We start from the raw sequence: 18562 nt of genomic DNA, 5'->3' as shown, positions 1-18562 counted from the left end.
CTTACCACTCTTAGGTTCAAAGCGGTTTAAGTTGGCCGTCACGCAGGCCCACTAACATCAGCTCCCCGTCAGTGCCCAATCTCAGCTCGCCATAACGTCCCTGACTGAAATGCTCCGCCTGGCCCTCTTCAAAGAAAAAAGCCTGGCTCGCCAATTGCACTTCTCCTTGACGGACTTTAAACGGCAAGCGTCTTTGCTGCTGCAACAAAGGAGCCTCTGGGTCACTCTCCAACGCCACAAAAGCGGCGCGCTGCTGCTCATCGAGACTCACTCTGAGCCAGCCCTGCATATTGTCCTGAAACTGCCCTTTTGCACGCAGCTCATTGGCCAATTGCCGGGCCAACTCATAGTCGAGTTGCATATAATCCCCCTGCATCAGCGAGCGGGGATCAACAGGTGCCAGCTCAAGTAAGATGGGTTCACCGTGCTGCCAGAGCTGCTCTTTCTGCCACACGGAAATGTTGATGATTAGCAAACAAAGCAGCCCCCACACGAGGCACAACCCCATGATTTTGGGCGTCAATTTGGGTTTCATGACTGCTCCCCCCCATTCTGCGCCGCCAGCCACTCAGGCCTGTCGCTCAAAGGTTTCAGCGCAAACCAGAGCAGTAGCAGGCTCACGCCAAGCAGCATCAGCAACAAGGATTTTTCCAACAAGGTTTGCTGCAACGAGTAATAGTAATAACCGCAGTAAACCGGCATAGCCAGTACCCCGAGCCAGAGCAGCAAGCGCTCGGCCAGCACAAAGCCGAAAACCGCCACCAATGCGCCGGCGATAAGCCCGGGGATCCACCAAAACCAAACCAAGGCCGACAGCAGTCCCAGTAGCAACAGCATCTGTGAACGCCCATCCAATTGACGCCGAATTGCGTTCATTCGACTGCCGAAAAGACGCCAGAGTTGCCACAGCAGCAAAGCTTCAAGTAACCATTGCGCGCCCTGCAACATAGCGGGGCTCACGCCGGGATCCTTTAACTCCCAGACACCTTCCAGCCAAACCAATTGCGGCGTCTGACAAAAGAGCAGCGCCAAGGTCATGGCCATGGCAAGGGAGCGCCAGCGAAGCGGCGCCTTACCCCAGTCGGCCTCATGGCGCCAAAGCAGCACAAAGCCCAGTAGCAGTGCCGGCGTCACCAAGGGTAATAATGCCAGAGTCTGCAACAGCGCAATCAAGGCCAATAATGCCAGCAGCGCGCAACTGGACCGGGTCAAATAAGGTGGCAGCAGATACCAGTGAAGCGAGGCCGCCAGAGCCAGCATCAACCACCAGCGCCAGGAAGCCACTTCAAACAGCAGCTCATCAAAGGCGATGCCATAGAGCACCAAGGCGGCCACGGCAAAGCTCAAGGCAAACTGAGAGATAAACAGTCCACTTTGACCTCGGCTCAAACCAAAGGCCACTGCAGATGCCGCCAGCGCCAGGCTCAGCAGCAACCCAGGCTGAATATCGTCCAACAATAACGCCAGGCTGGTGCCGATGAAACCCAGCAAACAGATCCCGGCTAACCAGCCAAACAGGATAAGCATCGCCTTGAGATACCAGGGATTTTGCAACTCTGGTGTCTCTTGTGCCACATCCCCCGAGACAATACCTGCCTGCTGCAGCCGTTGCCAGAAAAGGCTGCCCGCATTAGGGACGATGTGCTCATCCTCCCCGGGCTCTGTGTTGGCTGTCGCATCTTTATGTTTTTGGGTCTGTTGCTCCGGTGCCGCGGCCAGATAGTCAGCCTGCAAACGCTTTAGCAGCAAGGCGGCGACAGAGGCACTGAGCAGCACACAAAGCGTCATCAGGGCAAACAACAGTACCACGGCATCACCGTCAAACACTTCAGACAGCAAGCGCAGCAACCAGAGATCAAACAGCGCTGCCGTGCTGAAAAGCCCGAGCGCCATGCCGTAGAGTTTACGCCTTGTGTGATAGCCTCGTATCAGCGCTGCGGCAACCACCCCGTAGAGCACCACAGCAATAAACTGCTGTGCGCTCAAGGAGTCGAACAGCGTCCAACAACTCGCCAACAACAAAAAGCCCCAACCGAGCAGCCCGCTTGTTACCTCGCTGAGGGGGATGCCGTGCTTGTCTGTAAGCGCAAAACGAAGCAGGCATTGATGCAGCAGCCAATTAAGCGCAAACAGTGACCAAGGGATGGCGAGCCTGTCATCCCCCAGCAAGCTAAACAGGTCTGCAAACGGCAATGAGGTTATCTGCAGCAACAAGCACAGGGCCAGGTTCAACAGCAAGATAAGCAGCAGATAACCGGCTTCCAGTTTCAGAAATACCACCCAGGGCAGAATAAGCAGTGCCCACACGGCAAACAACTGCCAGTTGTCGGCCCCTTGCTGATAGCTCTGGCCGATAAAGGCCAGCAAGACGCCGACAAACACACAGGCCACAAACAGGAGCCAGGGCAAAGCGCCTTGTGCCTTGTCGGCGAAGGGGGGCTTTAACCATCGGCTCAATGCAAAGGCCAGCAACAAACAGCCCAGCAAGCCGGTTTCCAATAACGCCAACTTGCCCATGCGCGGCAAAGCGGCCCAGTTGTAGGCAAAAAAGCAGATAAGCGCCGAAGCAAAACAGAGTGCAGCGCTACCCAGCAGCAGAGGGTTAAAAAAGCTCAGGCTCTGCTTGGCCCCGGCTGATGGCAGCAATCCCAAGGCGTTGCGCCACGCAGCCCCCGAGACAAGATGTTGCGAATGCCATAGATAAAGTTGCTGCTTGGCCTGGGCTCTGTGTTGTTGCAAAGCATCCATGAAATGACCTGCCCACTTTCCTTGAAAGAATTAGGTTCCTATATTTAATCACAAGATCAAACAGATCAGCAGAGTTGGAGGTAGGGTTTGTGTGTCGGACGTTTCCATGCCGGGAAGATATCAAGAAGAGCCCCTGTTTGGCAGTGGCTGTTGGCTTGCCTATTTCAGGCTTGTCTGTTGCTGCCCACGCAAGTGCAGGCAGCCACTGAGACGCCCGAGTTTCGGGACTCAAGGCCCCTTATCCTGGTGGGCGGTTATGATTTTCCGCCCTATATCCGGCTGCACAATCAGCATCCACCTTCCGGCTTGAGTATCATGCTGCTCGATGCGATTGCCGCCAGACACCCCGAATATCGATTTCTGTTTGTTCCCACCAGCATACACAACAGATACGCCGCCTTCAGTCGTGGCCGTTTCCAGATGATGTTGTTTGAAAACCCACAGTGGGGCTGGAGCAAACTCAACCCACAGCCACACTTCATCCCACTGCCATTTGAAGACAGTGAGATCTATATCGCCAAGGCAGAGAAAAATCGCGACGAGCAGTTTTTTAACCAATTGAACAATAAGCAGATGTTACTGGTGGAAGGTTATCATTACCCCGGGCTCTGGCAGGAGCTCGGAGGCCCACCTAAAAGAGTGCGTTATGTCAGCAGTAATCATGAGGTATTGCAGGGGATCCTCAAAGGGCGGGCAGATATCGCCCCCTTAACCCGTTCCATGCTGGAGCGCTACCTGGCCAAGTATCCCAATAAACGCCGGCAATTGATGATATCCAACCTCCGAGGGCAGCATTATGACCACCATATTCTGCTCGCGGGCGATGCCGCCATCAAAGAGACCGAACTGATAGCCACTCTGGAAGCGTTACGAGCCGAAGGCGTGCTGCAAAAGTTGTCACGTCAGTTCAGCCTGCCCTTGCGAGCGCCGTCCATGGCGCCAAAACCTCTGACAGCGAAGAAAGCAACCTCTGTCAGTCCCGTTGCAAGGCAATAATGGGATCCAGTTTGGCCGCCTTCTGCGCAGGATAGAGGCCGAAGCCGACCCCGATACTCATACAAACCCCGAGCGCCAGCAGTATCGCAAAGGGAGACCAAGCCACAGGCCAACCGGCCGCAGTTGATATAAGCAGCGCCAGTCCCAGCCCCACGACTATGCCAAACAGACCGCCGGTAGCGGAAATAGCGATACTTTCAATCAAAAACTGCCGGGCGATATCCTTGCGCCGGGCCCCCAGCGCCCGCAGCAAACCTATCTCGGCGGTACGCTCCAAAATGGTGGCCAGCATAATGTTCATAATGCCAATTCCGCCCACCAGAAGCGAGATCCCGGCGACACAGGCCATGACGATATTGAAGATCTGTTGGGTCTTCTGATGTTGAGCCAAAAGGTCGGCCGGCACCACTATGTCATAGTCCTTCTCACCGCCATGACGGCGCTGCAACAGATGATTCAGGCTCTTGGCCGCCAGCGAAGGCTCAACCTCTTCCCTGAGCGACAGCTTGATCATATCCAGCTCATCTTCAAGCGCCTTGAACTGCATCTTTTTCAGGGCGCTCGACAGTGGAATGAACACCTGATTGCGCTCGCCCCCAAGCTTGACGCCCTGGATTTTAGACTTACCGCGATTGGCATCGGCCAAGATACCCACCACGGTAAACCATTGATGATTAATCTTGATGTGCTTGCCAAGGGCGTTGCCCTTGGGAAACAGGCTGCGAGCCGCCTCTGGCCCCAACACGGCGACCTGGCGGTAGTAGACCTCATCCTGCTCGGTAAAAATCTGCCCTTCATTGAGCTTGAGCGACGTCAACCCAAAATAGCTGGGAGTCACCCCCATCACACTGGCATCGCTACGCCCTTCGGCGGAAAACAGACTGAAGACTTTTACTTCCTTGGCGGCGCCCCAATCCTGAATAAAAGGCAAGGTATCCCTGGCACTGTCGATATCACGCAGGCTCAGACCGACACTGTGTTCACGAATCGATTTCAGCGCCTCGCCGTCATTGCTGCGACTGTTGACCACCAGATTGCGAACCCCCATGGATTCAATCATCTTCAAGGCTTCACGCTCGGCACCTTCACCGACGCTGAGCATGGCTATAACGGCGCCGACACCGAATATCATCCCCAGCAACGTCAAGGCGGTACGCAGCTTATGGTGGCGCATCTCATCGAACGCCTGGACAAATCCTTGCCATAGCCCCATTAACGAACTCATAGCTGACTCCTCTTGGGTGGAGTTGTCAGGGCTATCACATCACCGGGATTGAGCCCGGCGGTAATTTCGGTGCGGTTAAGGGATCTATGCCCCGGAGTCACATCCCGGCGTACAAAGCCGCCGCCCTGCTTAAGATACACCCAGTAGCGGCCGTCTTTTTGAAACAGGGCCTGATTGGGCACAGTCAATACATCATTGAGATCCAGCACTTGTACCTTGGCGTTCACTTGCCTTCCCGGCTGCATAATGGCCGGCAGAGTTTGATCCAGGCTGATGGTGAACTGGAAGTAGTTCACCGGGCTATCTCTGTCTTTGGGCTTGGCCAGCGCATCGACCTGGGTCACTGTGCCGCTAAAAGGCCTCTCAGGATAGGCATCCAGAGTCACTGTGGCCTGCTTGCCGATGGCGAGCCCCACAGCTTCCGATTCAAGCACATAGACTCTTGCCTGCATCACGGAAGTATCCGGCAATATACCTATGGGGAATCCGGACCAGATCATGTCCCCCACCACGGGAAAGGCGCCATCCCAGCCTGCCTGATAGACAAACAACCCGTCGTGCGGCGCGATAATCTCCATCTGTGACAGATTGCCCTGATACCTGTCCATCTTGGCCTGATGGCCTTTCTGTTTCAGCTTGATAAGCGCCTGCTCGGCATCGGCCTGCGCCTGGTGCTGAGTGCTGCCCCACTGGAAATAGTCCAGCTTGGCATCCAAATATTCCTTGTTGCGCATCTGATCTATGATGTCGATTTTGGTGTAGACCCGCTCATCTTCACTGAAAAAACGCTCGGCCAACTGCCGCTCACTACCTGTGACCTTGCCGCCTAGGGTCAAGCTCTGGCTCAAGGTGAGATCTTTCTCTGTCTGGATCTTGGCATCCTGCGCCAAGCGCTCAAAGTCGTAGGCTTCCATCTGCAAGCGAAACGACTCCCTAGTATCATCGAGCCTGGCCACCACATCACCGGCCTTGACCTGGGTAAAGTTGTTCTGGATCCAGGCCAGGGACTGAGGCCCACGTAACCCCGTGGGCACCACAACGGGAGTGGACTGCGCCGCTTCCAACTCACCACTGGCGGGGATATTGACCTGAAACTCGCCGCGACTGACTGTCATGGTGAGCACACCATCATTACTGCTCGGTTGGCAGCCACTCAAGGCCAAGGCTATCAAGGCCTGCATTATCAAGGCAAAGGTGATTAGCGAATGATTCTTCATGGCAGCAATACCTCATCGCCCACTTGCAAGCCGGTGAGTATTTCAACCTGATCGCCCCCCATGGCACCGACCCGCACCGACTGTTTGCGAGCCCCCAAGAGCCCGTCCAGCAGCACATAAGGATGACCGGCCTCATAATGCACCGCATCCTGAGCCACCAGAGTCCGCTGGCTGTCATCGGCAATTTCTATGCTGATCTTGGCGGTCATTCCCGGGCGCATCAGCTCGGTATCCGGCTCGTCTATGCTGGCAACCGCATCGAACACCACCAGAGGTACCTCCTGGCTTTTATTACGAAAAACTGCACCCAACTCTTTGATTTTTCCAGTAAATACTTTATCAGGATTGGCATCCAGACGGATCTTGAGTTGCTGGCCCAGTTTGACTCTACGGGCTTCTACCTCAGGGATCGCCATATTGACCTGCATGCTGTCGAGATCCGGGATAGACAACACCACATCACCGGCAAACACAGATTGGCCCTCCTTGAGCTTGTTGCCCTGAGGATCGTTGCCATAGACCACCATACCGGCACGGGGCGCCACCAAGGTCATCGAGGCGATACCCTTTTTCAGCGCCGCCACTTCGGCGGCGAACTTCTGCCTGTCTCCGTCGAGCATGGCTTCCCGTTGCCGGGCGCTCTGGGCCTCCAGCACCAGTTGCTGCTGCACCAGAGTCACCTTGTCACGGGCGATCACCGCGTCACGCTGGTACTTTTCTTTATCCAGTGCCGCCACTGTGTCATCAGAGAGGGCAAACTTACGTTCGGCCTTGTCCAACTCCATTTTGGCTTCAGCCAGTTGCAACTTGAGCTCTTCCATCTTCTTGGCATTACGCAGCTTGGAAGTCTGCAAGTCCTGCACTGTAGCCTCAAGCTCAGCCGATTTGACCGACAGCCTTTGGGTCAGTTCAGAGGTATCCAGCTGAGCCACCATCTCGCCACTTTCCACCTCGCTGCCTTCCGGCGCCAGCTGCTTGACCTGGTATTGCCAGATGCGGCGCATCACAGGCGGCATTAAAGACACGGTATCGGCCGCCACCAGCTCGCCGGTGACTTCTATTTTTTGACTCAAGGGCCCCTGCACTACCTGAGTGCTCACCCCATCACTGCAGGCGCTCAGCGCAAGCAGTGCCAGCCAGGCCAAACTAAAGCGCTTCATGTTTGCCTCCGGTTTCCACCAGTACACTCATGCCGGGGATCATGGCGATATCCTCAGGTGCCTTGAAACGGATCCCCACTTCGAACCAGTTACTGCGGCCCCAGGCAGGTAGATTGATGGCCTGGCGACCGATACTGGCAATTTGTCCGGGAAAGGCGCGCTCAATTTCCGCATCCAGACGCATGGTCACGGCTTGCCCGGGTTTCAGGCGATCCACGTCCACCTCATTGACCCAGGCGATCACCTCCAGATCCTCCATGGCAGGTACTGTGGCGATTTGTCGCCCCACTTGCACCGTATCCCCCACCTCGAATTTTTTATTGCTCCAAGGCTCACGCCCAAGCAGCAAGGGGCCGGCCATTTCGGCTTTCAGCTCCAGGCTGTCCAAGTCCTTGAAGGCCTGCGCCAGTTCGAGCGCCGCCTTTTCCTTGTCAATCTTTAGCTGTGCCAGGGTCGCCTTCTCGGTATCCAAGGCTTCGGCCAGAGCCTGCTTGGCCTTGGTTACCTCGGCATTTAGCTGCAGCAGCTTGAACTGATTGTCGGCGTACTCCTTGGCAGCGATAAAATCTGCTGGTACGGCCGCTACCAGTTGCGCCTTTTCCTGCTCCAGTAACTGCTTTTTCAGCTCGAACCTGGCTTGCAATACCTTGGATTTGAGCTCTATGGACTGGCTCTGCTCCTGCGCCGACACCCTGAGCATGCTGGCTTCCAACTGTTCTATCTGGTTGGCCACCTGACTCTTGTCAAACACCACCACCACTTGCCCGGGGGACACCAAAGAGCCCTCGGGTAACATCCACTGAATTTGATAGCGCCAGGCATCACCGGCCTTGGGGACGCTGAAAGTCTGCGACTTAGAGGAACTGACTTTACCTGTCAGTAGCAGCTGCGCGGCGGGCGGCGACTTGGCATCCGCTCTCTTGTCCGTTAAAGGCTCTAATGGAGAAGCTATCGAAGATGGTGATCCGGCTGCTACCGGTATCGCGATTTCTGAAACAGCCAAGCTTGAAAAAGTCAGGCCAGAGACCGCCAGGCTCAACAGTAAAAGAGAATCAGGCCGCATTAGCCCTCCTGTCACTCTGCAGGCAACCATCACGCATGCGGATAACCCGCTGGGCGTAAGCGGCGACTTCCTCTTCGTGAGTCACCAAAATGATGGTTTGCCCTGCGGCATGGAGCTCGGTAAACAGCGCCATGATCTCAAGCGAAGTCTTGCTATCCAGCGCCCCGGTGGGCTCATCGGCCAGCAAAATGGCCGGGCGATTGACCAGGGAGCGGGCTATCGCCACCCGCTGACGCTGACCGCCAGAGAGTTGGTTGGGCCTGTGATCCAGTCGCTCTCCGAGCCCGACACGTCTCAGTAACTCTATGGCGTGGGTTTCATCGCCCTGCCCCTCTGGACTGTATCTTAGCGGCAGCATCACATTTTGCAGCGCCGTGAGTCTCGGCAAGAGGTGAAAACTTTGGAATACGAAGCCTATCTGGCGGTTACGCACCGCAGACAAGGCATCATCATCCAGTTGTCCCACCTCTTCGCCATTAAGCAGGTAACTGCCGCTGCTGGGTTTATCCAGGCAGCCGATGATATTCATCAGCGTCGACTTGCCTGAACCCGATGGCCCCATGATGGCCACAAATTCGTTAGCTTGAATGTCGAAACTGACTTCATCGAGCGCACGCACACAGGCGTCGCCCATCTGATAGGTTTTACAAAGTTGTTGAAGCTTTATCATTGCTCTTGCTGGGTATTGCGACCGGCGCTCAACCACTCCTTGTTATTGTCTGCAGCTTTGAACCTTGGATAAAGGTGCAAGTTCCCTATTTAATGCCAAATTCCAGCGCCGGGCCGCGAGCTAATTGTAAGCTGACATTTCAGCGCCCGAGAACCAATGCAGTGATGCCCTCAACCAGCGGGAAGTCGCTGACACATCTCATGCTTTCGTCAGAGCGTAACTGATGACTTCTTGACTTAAGAGCGGGCTTAGTTAGGGCCTGACTTACGGCATAGCCCCTATCCAGGCAAACAGGGCCGCGAGGCCATAAAGCAGTGGCGGCAACAGGCTCTGGCCACTTTTTTGCCCGCCAAGCAGTCTGGCATAGAGATGCCAGACCATCAAGAGAAGTAGGTTGAGAACAATAAAGAGTATTAAACCAAACACATAAGTTGCCGGCATCAGCTCAAATGCGCAGGCTATCAAGGCCAGAGCGGCAGTAAGCAAGAAGGGCGCAAAGCTGAGATCCACAAAGCAGTCTTGCCGTTCACGCCTGTTGGCGCAGCCATGGTTTTCCTGCGCCCAAGCTGCCCCTTGCCGGCGTTCGCGGGCATAGGAACGTATCCTGGGCCAGGACTCAATCACCAGCGCAAGCAAGATGATAAAAGCGGCCAGTAACAGACTTAAAAGCATATTGCCTCCCTTCCTTGGACAAAGAGACAGGCTGCGGCCACATTTTATTGCATCACATGTTGGCCATTATCCAGTAGTCGAGGCGCTTTTGCGGCTCGGCCAAGATGGTTTTACAGCTATCTTTGTATTGACTCATCAAACCACCCAAACTCTTGCTGTTACCCATGGTTTCCAGCATTTCGGCACGGGCCGCAGCCACGCCTTTCTCAGCATCCTGCGCCGAACTGTACTGGGAGGCTAAAGCTTCGGCATCCTTGGCAGATTGCTTGAGTCTATCTCCAACGGCGGCCATCTGCGGTGCATTCATTGCCCCTATGGCTTCAGAACTTATCTGATAATAGGCGGCGCATTGTTGCAACTCGGCGCTAAAGGCCTCCTCGGCGGGGCCGGCGAACGCATTAGCACTGGAAAACAAGCCGATGGCGGCAAAGACAGACAAAGCAGTTTTATGGGACATCTTGGTGATCCTCTTGATATCGATGAAGGCAAGCTACTTTAGTGTCTGATGAATTTCAAGGTTTTAGAGTCAGACTGTAGTGGAAAAATTCATTGTCCCGGACAAAACCAATGGACTCATAGAGCGCCTGCGCCCTGACATTATTACGCTGGGTTTCGAGGATCAATTCATCAATGCCCTGTGCTTTGGCGTAATTCAGCGCGGCATCCAGCAACGCACGACCTATGCCGACACACCTGGCATGTTGAGTGACATAAATATCATTGAGGATCAGCAGCGGCGCCGCCCGCAGCGAAGAAAAGCCGGGATAGAGCTGCACAAACCCCAAGGCCTGGTTTTGCTCATCCGGCAGATAAAAGATCACGGATTCATCCCGCTTAAGCCTTTGGCTGATAAAGCTTAACGCCAGTTCAGGCTCGCCGGGATAACCATAAAACTGACGATACTCATCAAACAGCGGTGAGATAATCTCGGCGTCCTGTGACTGTGCCCGAATAACTTGCTTTAGCATGAATGATTTCCCTTCGATTCAATATTGTCCTAAGTAGCGCTTACTCACTGTGCGAGTTCGACACGGTACTGATCACTGTAAAATGCCAGCCTATCCTTGAGGCCTTGCTTCACCTCTGGCCATTCGCTGTCAATGATGGAATAAACCACTGTATCCCTGACGCTGCCGTCCTTGAGCAGTTTGTGATTGCGTAAGATGCCATCTTGCTTGGCCCCCAGGCGGGTGATGGCCTCCCGCGAAGCCTGGTTGTGAAAATGGGTTCTGAACTCCACCGCCATCACATCCAGAGTCTCGAAAGCGTACTCCAGCAACAACAGCTTGGTTTCGGTATTGATGGCGCTGCGCTGCACACTCTTGGCATACCAGGTATACCCAATCTCCAGCCGTCGGTTAGCCTGATCCCAGTTGCAAATGCGGGTACAACCAACAATTGCACCGCTGTCTCGGCTACGTACTGCAAAGGCCAAGGCTTCACCGCGCTGCTCACTGTCCAAAGCCTGATGGATATACTCCTTCATCTCATCCGGATGCGGCACGTTGGTGTACCACAAGCGCCACAACTCACCATCGGCGACCGCCAGCGACAACGCCGGCAGATGATCCTGACTCAAAGGTTCGAGGATCACATGTTCTCCGGTCAAGCATGCTTCCAGTCCCATGATTTGCCTCCCTAATAATGCAAGGTGATGATTTAACACCTATTTGATTACCAGACTAACATGAATAAATCATTAAACCAGCGAAAATGTTAACAAATGGTGTCCCTGTTTATCCCGGTCATTGGCTCCAATTAGGAAGGAATAAAGTCAATCACGAGGGGGCTTACCAGCCAGGAGCACAGGCAATGAGAGTGAATGGAATAAATCGGCGTTGGCCGGGTTAACCCAGCCAAATATCAGTTGCTGTTAAGGAAGCCTGGCTTTGACAGGCCTCGGCATGCCTTCTGTCAGCTGCTTTGAACGCCAATTGCTGTGCAAGCCACTCTCGACAAAAGAGAACGCCACGAGGACTTATTCGCATCTTCCTTAGAGCAGTTCATAGCTACCGGCAACCCGAAACCAACCGGCTATGCTGGCGCGATCTTTATGGGTTGGCAGCACTTCATGGGGGAAACGCTCGCTCAGAAAAATCACCAGAGTGCCCATTTTCGGCGGGATCTGCTCAAGCAAAGCGTCATCCTCTTCATAGAGCATCAGCTCGCCACCATCCCCCTGTTGCCAGTCGGGGTTCAAAAAAAATACCGTGGTCAGAATCCGGTTGCGACTGCCCCGCAGCGCATCCAGGTGTTTACGGTAAAAAGTCCCAGGGCGATAAAAGGCGTAATGGCTTTCATAATCGAATAGCCCCATAAACAGGCGCCGGTTAAGCCCATGACGCAAGCAGGCCATGTATTCCAAATAGTCGGCATCCGGTTGTTGTTCTTCATGCAACCAGCGGATCCTGTCTGAACGTATCTCCTGTTCGCGAACACGCTCATTGCCACGGCCGATTTCAGCCCAGCGAAAACTCTCTACCGGCGAGTGGTTAACCTTATCCAGCAATGCGCTACTCAATGTCTCCGGCAGCACGCCCTCAAGCACTATGTATCCCTTGTCCGTAAGTGCATCGGCAATCCTGTCCAATAGTTCATCATTTAACAGCGAAACCAAATGGGTATCCTCTCTGAAATGCTGCGGCTGTTACTGCCTGCTTATTGACAAAGCCACAACCTAAAAAGCCCCCACTTGAATAAAGCGGAGGCCGATTCTGATAGCTGCGGATACTAGAGCATTCGATTTGGGCTGACAATCAAAATAAAACTTTCAATTCATATGGTTACAACACTAAGCATCTATTCTCAAAGAGGCTCTTCAAGCTAAACAGGGTGCAAATTCAAGCGCTTGAGTTGTAGCTTGAATCCATTGGTGGGAAAAATCAGCTCGCGCCTGTGGGCAAGTTAATTATCTTCTATACTCTCAAACAGGATTATGACTGTAAAACAGTGAATTATGGGATCAGAACGTCAACCAACGCGTCAGTTCTATGTTCGTGCCGCCATCATAGCCGCCGAACTGGAAAAGACTCAGGGCCACTGCAAAGAGATTAATATCATCGCCAGCAATGCCCAGGCGGCATCGATTCGTGCCGGCAGCATGGCGCTGGGCTTTAAGGCGCTGACCCACTCCATCGACGAACTGGCGCATTTCACCACCCACTCAGCCGCGAGAATCAATCATCTGGCACAGACCATCAGCCGCCTGACCAGCGAGCAAACCAGAGTCCGCAAGGCGATGCTGCAATTTGCCCGCGCCAGGGAGAAAGCCCGCAAAGCCCGTTATGGCGACAGCATCATGCCGGCGCTGGAGAAGAACAGCCAACACTTTATGGCCCTTGAGCAGCAGTGCAAACGCCTGAGCCTGGATATTGAATTGCAATTGGAAGAGCTCTGCCAGCAGCTGAAAACCGCTAAAGTGCTGGCCTCGCTGTGCCGCATCGAAGCCTGCCGGATAAAGCCCGCCGATCAGGCCACTTTCAACCATGTTGCCAACCGGGTCGACGCCGCTGCTGGCGCGATCCGCACTCAGGTAGATAAGGCGATTCAATTACTTGAACAATAAGGGAGTACAGGGATGAAGAGCCAACTCTTGTTGGAAACCCATAGCCACAAATGGATCTATTTTGGCCGGGATCCGGACAAACCCGATGGCATCATAGACACCAATCAATATATGTTGGTCACTGCCGAGCAGGCTTTGCTGATGGACCCGGGGGGCATAGAGCTATTTGCCCCCATGCTGGCCAATGTGGTTTGTCACATCCCCATAGAGCAGCTCACCCATCTATTCGCCTCCCACCAGGATCCCGATATCATCTCCTCCCTGGGGCTGTGGGATCAGACGCTGGAGCAGGCCCAGCTGCACGCGCCCTGGATTTGGGAAGGTTTCATCCGCCATTTCGGGATGGAGCATATCCAATACCAGGCCATTAAAGATCAAGGCGACAAGCTGACGCTCGATGGCGTAGAGGTACAGTTTATTCCGGCGCATTATCTGCACGCTTCCGGCAATTTTCATGTCTACGACCCTGTCGGCAAAGTGCTGATGTCAGGCGATATAGGCGCGGCACTGGAAGACACGGATGCAGGGCTGTTTGTCGATGACTTTGGCCGTCACACCGAGAAGATGCGCTTTTTCCATCAAAGATGGATGCCCTCCAACCGCGCCAAGCAGGACTGGATAGCCAGAGTGAGAGAGCTGGAGCTGGACTATTTATGTCCGCAGCACGGGCGGATATTCAGGGGCGAGCAGATACCTGAGTTTCTCGACTGGTTCGAGCGCCTGGAAGTGGGAGTTGCGGTCACAGGCAACTGAATGCAATAGCTTGATGCCATGAGCTTAGCTCATGGCAAATTCTCCGCCATTGAGTGTCCGGCAGCTATCAGAGATAGCGGGCAAAGGCGCTGCCCTCTTTGGTGGCTTTGAGCGGCGCTTCAACCACAGGAGTGCCCAGATAGAGAAAGCCCACTATCTGATCGCTGCCATCAAGCCCCAACGCCGTATTGACCGTAGAGTCAAAGGCAAAGGCACCAGTGCGCCATATTCCGCCAAGCCCCTGGGCAAATGCGGCCTGCTGCATCGCCATCACGGCGCAGCCGGCTGCCAATTGCTGCTCCAGCTCAGGGACCTTGGGATGATCTTTGGTCTTGGCAACCACGGTTATCACCATAGGCGCCCTGAGCGGCATACCGGCAGCCTTGTTGATAAAGCCCTCGTCGGCACCATCTGCTGTTGCGGCCGCCACAAAAATATCCGCCAGGCGATTGAGCCCTTCGCCGGTAGCAATAATAAACTCCCAGGGCGCCAGGCCACCGTGATCCGGTACTCTGGCCGCAGCATCCAGGATAATTTTCAGTTGCGCCTCATTCGGCGCCGGAGCCTGCAGTCGTGGACATGATTGACGGGTAAGAAGAAGAGTAAGTGCGTCCAATGCGCGATCCTCAGCTGAGATATCAATGACTTCACAGGATACCAAATCCGCCCCGGATCGCCAGAGGCAAAAAAGCCGGACGACTTGTTTTAAGCAACAATCAGCCGAGATTAACGGTTTTGGGCAGCCATTTACGGCCAATAAAATAGTCCACACTGGTGTAACGGCCGCCGCCCATAAACAGCAATACCAACAGCATAATGAAATAGGTGGCCGCAAACTCAATGCCGTTGTTGAGGATCACCAGGTTCCCCGAACTGGTAAGCCAGTCGTAATTACCGTGTTGCTGCAGTATCCCCTTGGCCCGCTCAAGCTTCTCCACCGAAGCCATCACCCTGTCGTTTGCGAGCCAGGATGAGGGGTCGGCAATCGCCAGCCAGCCGTTGGACCAGTGCACACTGAAGGCCGCCACCAACATGGTAATACTCATGGGGATAGCCACCAGCCGAGTGGCCAACCCAAGCAGAAGCAACAAGCCACCAAAAAATTCGGTCCCGGCCGCCAGCGCCACCATCACTTCAGGCATGGGCAAGCCCAGCCCCCAGTCCGGATTACCGAACCAGGCCGCTGTGTCGCTGAAGTGGCTGAGTTTGTTGTAACCGGCCTGCACCAGCACCGGCGCCAGATAGAGCCGCAATGCCAAAGGTGCCAGGCCATCGAAGTGGCGCAGTGATTTCAAAAATGCCGTATAGGTTTGAATGATGGCTTGCATGAAAACCTCCTTATTCGGGGAGTATTCCTGTCATGTTGCAGTTGACCCGACAATAAACGATTTTATTTCAGTCTTTACTTTAGGAAGCTGCAAACAAGTCCCATGCCTGCTCTGCATCGGCTTACGGGCCTGGATGCATGGCGTGGTTCGCAGGCAAATGGTCCAATGCCCGTTCTACAGACCAAAGACCCGCTTTACGACCCCATAAGCTCAGGGCTATGTCTGCCTCATAAGCTCAGGGCTGTGCCTGACTCAGTTCATCCAGATCGTCAATCAAGTTGCCCAGCTTACGCTTGAAGTGCTTTTGCTGGCGCTCACTCAGGCTCTGGTGCAGTTGCAATAACAGCATGCCGAAGTTTTCCGTGTTCTGCGCCAATTTCTGCTTGTGCACATCTGACTTGAGCTCATCGGGCGTTGTCATCAGCAGCCGCAAGCGCTGTGCCAACAAGTCAGAATCACTGCGTTGCAGCAAGGCTTGTTTGAACTGCCGGAGCCACTCGTGACGATACTCGAGCCACATATCCAGGGTCGCCAGTCGGCGGCTGTTGTGCTCATGGATCAGGGCCTTTTGCTGCTCACTCAAACGCCCCAGCCAATCGGCAAATAGCTCCTCCAGCCGTTCATCCGCATCTTCAATCAGTTGTTCCTGGTTCTTGTCCTTGTATTCATCCACCAGCTCCTGCTCATCGGCCTCCAGTTTGGCTATCACCTGGGCGACCTGCTTGTCACTCAAAGAAGCGATAAGGGGCAAAAGATCGTCAAACACCTGGGCAAACAGCCGAAACCAGTGATCTCTTGCCATATCCACATGATGGCGCCAACTCTGTGGCGTTAAAGTGCCATCGGCAAGCTCGGTTTGCAGCGTTTTTAACTGGGCGCTGTATCTGGGTAACTCCTGGCTGCGATGCCAGGCGAGAAAAGGGTCGAGAATGGCGTCAAACGCCTGCTCCTGTTGCCGGTCAAGAGTGACATAATCTTCCAGCTGCCACTCTATGGCCCAATCGAGGAAATAATAGCTGACCTTGGTGGAGCAGGCACTGAGCGCAATTAGCAGCGCCAGGGCAATAACAATGCGTTTCATCCATTAAATACTTTAAGTTGGCTAAGGCCAGGCGACAGCTTCCCTGCCTGACTCATTGATGCTTTACAAGATGCCAGAAGTCATCAAACCAGTCGAGATAAGACTGCTGCTGATTGTCCCAGGCCATCTGCAAGGCCCAGCAGCAGGCAAACAGCCAGTAGACATCGACGGCTGCAGCCACCGCCAGGTGGGCATCGCCGGTTAAATGCGGATGCTGCTCAAGATAGTGATAAATGAGCCACTGTTGCCCCTCGGCGCCCAGTTGATGGGATGACAGCACCCCGGCCAACTCAAACAGCGGGTGGGAAGCGCAGGCATATTCAAAATCGACGCACTTGAGTCCATCCTCGGCCAGCAACAGGTTATGAGGATTGAGATCCCTGTGACAATACTGAGGCCTCAGCAGACAGGCCTCCAGCCGAGTGTTGCACTGCTCGAATAACCCTTGGGCCGAGTGAAGTTGCATGAGCCGCTGTTGCCAGCTTGAAGGCTGCACCCGGCTCAGTGCCATGCCATCGAGCCGCTCCAGATAGATAAGCCACTGCTCAGCAACACTGATTTCGAGCTTGGGAGCCGGCATTGCTCTCAGCCCCAGCAGCAACTCCAGCAGCAAGGCCTGAGGTGATTTGCCTTGCCTGGCTCCCAATACAGCGCCTGAGCCCAATTCATGTTTAGATTCATGTTTGCGCTCAGGCAGGCCAGAGAGGTTCTTTGAGTTCACATAAGCTTTTTGAGCCGCGCTTGCGATCTCGGCCGCACCTTTGGATGCGAGTAACTGCTGCCAGTTGGCTTGCGGCGCTTGTTCGATAAAGCGGCTCAGATATAAACCCTTGTCAGCGCTGACCCAAATCAGCCGTGGTGCCAGGTTCGCCTTCTCGGCAACCCGCCAACATGCCAGTTCGTTGTTTCTGTCGCAGATACGGTCTGAGCCCGGGGAATTGACTCTCAGCACCATTGACTCGCTACCGGCCTGCAAGAGCCAGTTTTGGTTGCTTAGCCCAAGGGTGAGCGGCTTGGCCCCCTCAAGCGGCCACAACTGTAGCCGCTTGAGGGCGGCATTGAGCTCACAGCTTAAACCTTCACCCAGACTGGCTTCAAGTTCTGTCAGTGGTTTGCCTTTCATGCGGCGCCGCTTTCAAGCTGTGAGGAGTCGCGACCGCGGGACTCCTGGGCTCTGGCGCGCCAGATAAAGTATCCGGCTACCGCCATCCCCACGTAGAGCACAAACAAGAGTGAGGTCAACATCAAGCCCTTGCTTAAATAGAGATAGATGGACACCAGATCGATAACCACCCAATAGAGCCAGTTTTCCAGCACTTTACGCGCCACCAGAAAAGTCGTCATCACAGCAAAACAGCTGGTTGCCGCATCCAGGTAGGGAAAGGCTGCCTGAGTGAAAGTTGCCATCATATGACCGACAAACAGAGACACCAACCCAGTCAACAAAATCAGTACCAGGTGCCGCTGCCAGGGCCAGGAGGTCACGGCCACTCCTTGATGGTTTTCCCCACCCCGGCGCCAGAGCCAGTATCCGTACAGCGCCATCGCCATGTAATAGACGTTGAGCACTGACTCCATCAGCAGCGCGACTTTCCAGAACAGCACAGTGTAGATGGCGGTGCTGGCAAAGGCTGCCGCCCAACACCAGATATTGGCTTTCATGGCCAGCAGCAGATAGGCCAAGGCCAATACCACGGCTACCGCTTCCCAGGCGCCCATGCCCTGGGCCTGAGAGCCGGCCTCGGCGAGCCAGTGCCAAAATTCACTCATGGGTTATTCCCTGTGGCCCAAGTTCAGCTCACCGCCGATAAATTTACAGACAAACACCGCCTTGCCAAATTTCTCGTGCGCTGCCTGCATCTCAGTGGCCAGCATGGCCATCACCTCGGCATAATCACCGCACACCTGAGTCGCCATGGCATTGGTGGTTCTCTCTATGTTGGCATAACTGTCCAGGCGCTTGATAAACCATTGAATAGGCTCCAGATACTCATCGTGGAGCGGATACATGCTGATTTCGGCAGTTAACTTCATTTTACATCTCCTGTAATGAACCGGGGCGCTGCAACACGCCCCGGCCGACA

The 18562-nt window shown here is 54.5% G+C and carries 21 protein-coding genes; 3 read left to right on the top strand and 18 right to left on the bottom strand.

Features of this window, described 5'->3' with window-relative positions:
- Positions 1-16 precede the first annotated feature (16 nt).
- Both K5621_RS08215 and K5621_RS08210 read right to left on the bottom strand, forming a co-directional pair.
- Positions 17-535 (bottom strand): GDYXXLXY domain-containing protein, encoded by a 519-nt coding sequence (locus tag K5621_RS08215; RefSeq protein WP_221050893.1) that lies wholly within the window; start codon positions 533-535, stop codon positions 17-19.
- Entirely contained in the window at positions 532-2748 is a 2217-nt protein-coding gene (locus K5621_RS08210) for a DUF2157 domain-containing protein (RefSeq protein WP_221050892.1), read from the bottom strand. Before K5621_RS08210 ends, K5621_RS08215 begins: the two co-directional genes overlap by 4 nt.
- A 177-nt stretch (positions 2749-2925) precedes the next feature.
- Between K5621_RS08210 and K5621_RS08205 the strand changes: the two genes are divergently transcribed.
- Positions 2926-3744 carry a substrate-binding periplasmic protein gene (locus K5621_RS08205; RefSeq protein WP_221050891.1) on the top strand — a complete coding sequence of 273 codons (819 nt, stop codon included), beginning with the start codon at positions 2926-2928 and terminating at the stop codon, positions 3742-3744.
- Here K5621_RS08205 and K5621_RS08200 read toward each other — a convergent pair.
- From K5621_RS08200 to K5621_RS08155, 10 genes are all read right to left on the bottom strand, one after another.
- Entirely contained in the window at positions 3722-4969 is a 1248-nt protein-coding gene (locus tag K5621_RS08200) for an ABC transporter permease (RefSeq protein WP_221050890.1), read from the bottom strand. The genes K5621_RS08205 and K5621_RS08200 overlap by 23 nt on opposite strands.
- Positions 4966-6186, bottom strand: coding sequence for an efflux RND transporter periplasmic adaptor subunit (locus K5621_RS08195; protein WP_221050889.1), 1221 nt, complete (start codon positions 6184-6186; stop codon positions 4966-4968). Before K5621_RS08195 ends, K5621_RS08200 begins: the two co-directional genes overlap by 4 nt.
- Positions 6183-7346: an efflux RND transporter periplasmic adaptor subunit gene (locus K5621_RS08190; protein ID WP_221050888.1), complete on the bottom strand. Its 1164-nt coding sequence runs from the start codon at positions 7344-7346 to the stop codon at positions 6183-6185. Before K5621_RS08190 ends, K5621_RS08195 begins: the two co-directional genes overlap by 4 nt.
- Positions 7333-8409: an HlyD family secretion protein gene (locus K5621_RS08185; protein WP_221050887.1), complete on the bottom strand. Its 1077-nt coding sequence runs from the start codon at positions 8407-8409 to the stop codon at positions 7333-7335. Before K5621_RS08185 ends, K5621_RS08190 begins: the two co-directional genes overlap by 14 nt.
- A complete protein-coding gene (locus tag K5621_RS08180; protein ID WP_025887136.1) occupies positions 8399-9079 on the bottom strand; it encodes an ABC transporter ATP-binding protein in 681 nt (226 codons plus the stop codon). The genes K5621_RS08185 and K5621_RS08180 overlap by 11 nt, the downstream gene beginning before the upstream one ends.
- Positions 9080-9343: 264 nt before the next feature.
- Positions 9344-9751 (bottom strand): hypothetical protein, encoded by a 408-nt coding sequence (locus tag K5621_RS08175; RefSeq protein WP_221050886.1) that lies wholly within the window; start codon positions 9749-9751, stop codon positions 9344-9346.
- 52 nt (positions 9752-9803) lie between these two features.
- Positions 9804-10208 carry a hypothetical protein gene (locus K5621_RS08170; RefSeq protein WP_100142416.1) on the bottom strand — a complete coding sequence of 135 codons (405 nt, stop codon included), beginning with the start codon at positions 10206-10208 and terminating at the stop codon, positions 9804-9806.
- 55 nt (positions 10209-10263) lie between these two features.
- Entirely contained in the window at positions 10264-10719 is a 456-nt protein-coding gene (locus tag K5621_RS08165) for a GNAT family N-acetyltransferase (RefSeq protein WP_221050885.1), read from the bottom strand.
- A gap of 44 nt (positions 10720-10763) precedes the next feature.
- Positions 10764-11378 (bottom strand): GNAT family N-acetyltransferase, encoded by a 615-nt coding sequence (locus K5621_RS08160; RefSeq protein WP_221050884.1) that lies wholly within the window; start codon positions 11376-11378, stop codon positions 10764-10766.
- Positions 11379-11744: 366 nt separating this feature from the next.
- Positions 11745-12368, bottom strand: a complete 624-nt coding sequence (locus K5621_RS08155) for a 2OG-Fe(II) oxygenase (RefSeq protein WP_221050883.1) — start codon at positions 12366-12368, stop codon at positions 11745-11747.
- A gap of 339 nt (positions 12369-12707) precedes the next feature.
- Here K5621_RS08155 and K5621_RS08150 point away from each other — a divergent pair, with 339 nt between their 5' ends.
- On the top strand, positions 12708-13316 hold the full coding sequence (locus K5621_RS08150) for a chemotaxis protein (RefSeq protein WP_221050882.1): 609 nt from the start codon (positions 12708-12710) through the stop codon (positions 13314-13316).
- Between the two features lie 12 nt (positions 13317-13328).
- Positions 13329-14069 carry an oxygen-binding di-iron domain-containing protein gene (locus K5621_RS08145; RefSeq protein ID WP_221050881.1) on the top strand — a complete coding sequence of 247 codons (741 nt, stop codon included), beginning with the start codon at positions 13329-13331 and terminating at the stop codon, positions 14067-14069.
- Between the two features lie 67 nt (positions 14070-14136).
- Here K5621_RS08145 and K5621_RS08140 read toward each other — a convergent pair whose 3' ends face one another.
- The 6 genes from K5621_RS08140 to K5621_RS08115 form a co-directional block, all read right to left on the bottom strand.
- A complete protein-coding gene (locus K5621_RS08140; RefSeq protein WP_025887130.1) occupies positions 14137-14685 on the bottom strand; it encodes an NAD(P)H nitroreductase in 549 nt (182 codons plus the stop codon).
- Between the two features lie 100 nt (positions 14686-14785).
- Positions 14786-15397: an HvfX family Cu-binding RiPP maturation protein gene (locus K5621_RS08135; RefSeq protein ID WP_221050880.1), complete on the bottom strand. Its 612-nt coding sequence runs from the start codon at positions 15395-15397 to the stop codon at positions 14786-14788.
- A 235-nt stretch (positions 15398-15632) separates the two neighbouring features.
- A complete protein-coding gene (locus K5621_RS08130) occupies positions 15633-16478 on the bottom strand; it encodes a DUF6279 family lipoprotein (RefSeq protein WP_221050879.1) in 846 nt (281 codons plus the stop codon).
- A 52-nt stretch (positions 16479-16530) separates the two neighbouring features.
- Positions 16531-17601, bottom strand: coding sequence for a phosphotransferase (locus tag K5621_RS08125; protein ID WP_221050878.1), 1071 nt, complete (start codon positions 17599-17601; stop codon positions 16531-16533).
- Positions 17598-18248, bottom strand: a complete 651-nt coding sequence (gene pnuC, locus K5621_RS08120; protein ID WP_025011200.1) for a nicotinamide riboside transporter PnuC — start codon at positions 18246-18248, stop codon at positions 17598-17600. The genes K5621_RS08125 and pnuC overlap by 4 nt, the downstream gene beginning before the upstream one ends.
- 3 nt (positions 18249-18251) lie before the next feature.
- A complete protein-coding gene (locus K5621_RS08115; RefSeq protein ID WP_025011199.1) occupies positions 18252-18512 on the bottom strand; it encodes a hypothetical protein in 261 nt (86 codons plus the stop codon).
- Between the last annotated feature and the right edge of the window lie 50 nt (positions 18513-18562).

It is taken from the genome of Shewanella carassii, from assembly GCF_019670705.1.
Taxonomy (GTDB): domain Bacteria; phylum Pseudomonadota; class Gammaproteobacteria; order Enterobacterales; family Shewanellaceae; genus Shewanella; species Shewanella carassii.
The sequence above is the reverse complement of the archived record's forward strand: the minus strand, read 5'-3'. Positions and strand labels throughout refer to the sequence as shown.

Coding starts and splice junctions, on each gene's coding strand:
- K5621_RS08195 (WP_221050889.1), bottom strand. CDS start 6,186: ATGAAGAATCATTCGCTAATCACCTTTGCCTTGATAATGCAGGCCTTG.
- K5621_RS08215 (WP_221050893.1), bottom strand. CDS start 535: ATGAAACCCAAATTGACGCCCAAAATCATGGGGTTGTGCCTCGTGTGG.
- K5621_RS08160 (WP_221050884.1), bottom strand. CDS start 11,378: ATGGGACTGGAAGCATGCTTGACCGGAGAACATGTGATCCTCGAACCT.
- K5621_RS08145 (WP_221050881.1), top strand. CDS start 13,329: ATGAAGAGCCAACTCTTGTTGGAAACCCATAGCCACAAATGGATCTAT.
- K5621_RS08135 (WP_221050880.1), bottom strand. CDS start 15,397: ATGCAAGCCATCATTCAAACCTATACGGCATTTTTGAAATCACTGCGC.
- K5621_RS08180 (WP_025887136.1), bottom strand. CDS start 9,079: ATGATAAAGCTTCAACAACTTTGTAAAACCTATCAGATGGGCGACGCC.
- K5621_RS08185 (WP_221050887.1), bottom strand. CDS start 8,409: ATGCGGCCTGATTCTCTTTTACTGTTGAGCCTGGCGGTCTCTGGCCTG.
- K5621_RS08200 (WP_221050890.1), bottom strand. CDS start 4,969: ATGAGTTCGTTAATGGGGCTATGGCAAGGATTTGTCCAGGCGTTCGAT.
- K5621_RS08210 (WP_221050892.1), bottom strand. CDS start 2,748: ATGGATGCTTTGCAACAACACAGAGCCCAGGCCAAGCAGCAACTTTAT.
- K5621_RS08175 (WP_221050886.1), bottom strand. CDS start 9,751: ATGCTTTTAAGTCTGTTACTGGCCGCTTTTATCATCTTGCTTGCGCTG.
- K5621_RS08130 (WP_221050879.1), bottom strand. CDS start 16,478: ATGAAACGCATTGTTATTGCCCTGGCGCTGCTAATTGCGCTCAGTGCC.
- K5621_RS08170 (WP_100142416.1), bottom strand. CDS start 10,208: ATGTCCCATAAAACTGCTTTGTCTGTCTTTGCCGCCATCGGCTTGTTT.
- K5621_RS08125 (WP_221050878.1), bottom strand. CDS start 17,601: ATGAAAGGCAAACCACTGACAGAACTTGAAGCCAGTCTGGGTGAAGGT.
- pnuC (WP_025011200.1), bottom strand. CDS start 18,248: ATGAGTGAATTTTGGCACTGGCTCGCCGAGGCCGGCTCTCAGGCCCAG.
- K5621_RS08115 (WP_025011199.1), bottom strand. CDS start 18,512: ATGAAGTTAACTGCCGAAATCAGCATGTATCCGCTCCACGATGAGTAT.
- K5621_RS08165 (WP_221050885.1), bottom strand. CDS start 10,719: ATGCTAAAGCAAGTTATTCGGGCACAGTCACAGGACGCCGAGATTATC.
- K5621_RS08190 (WP_221050888.1), bottom strand. CDS start 7,346: ATGAAGCGCTTTAGTTTGGCCTGGCTGGCACTGCTTGCGCTGAGCGCC.
- K5621_RS08150 (WP_221050882.1), top strand. CDS start 12,708: ATGGGATCAGAACGTCAACCAACGCGTCAGTTCTATGTTCGTGCCGCC.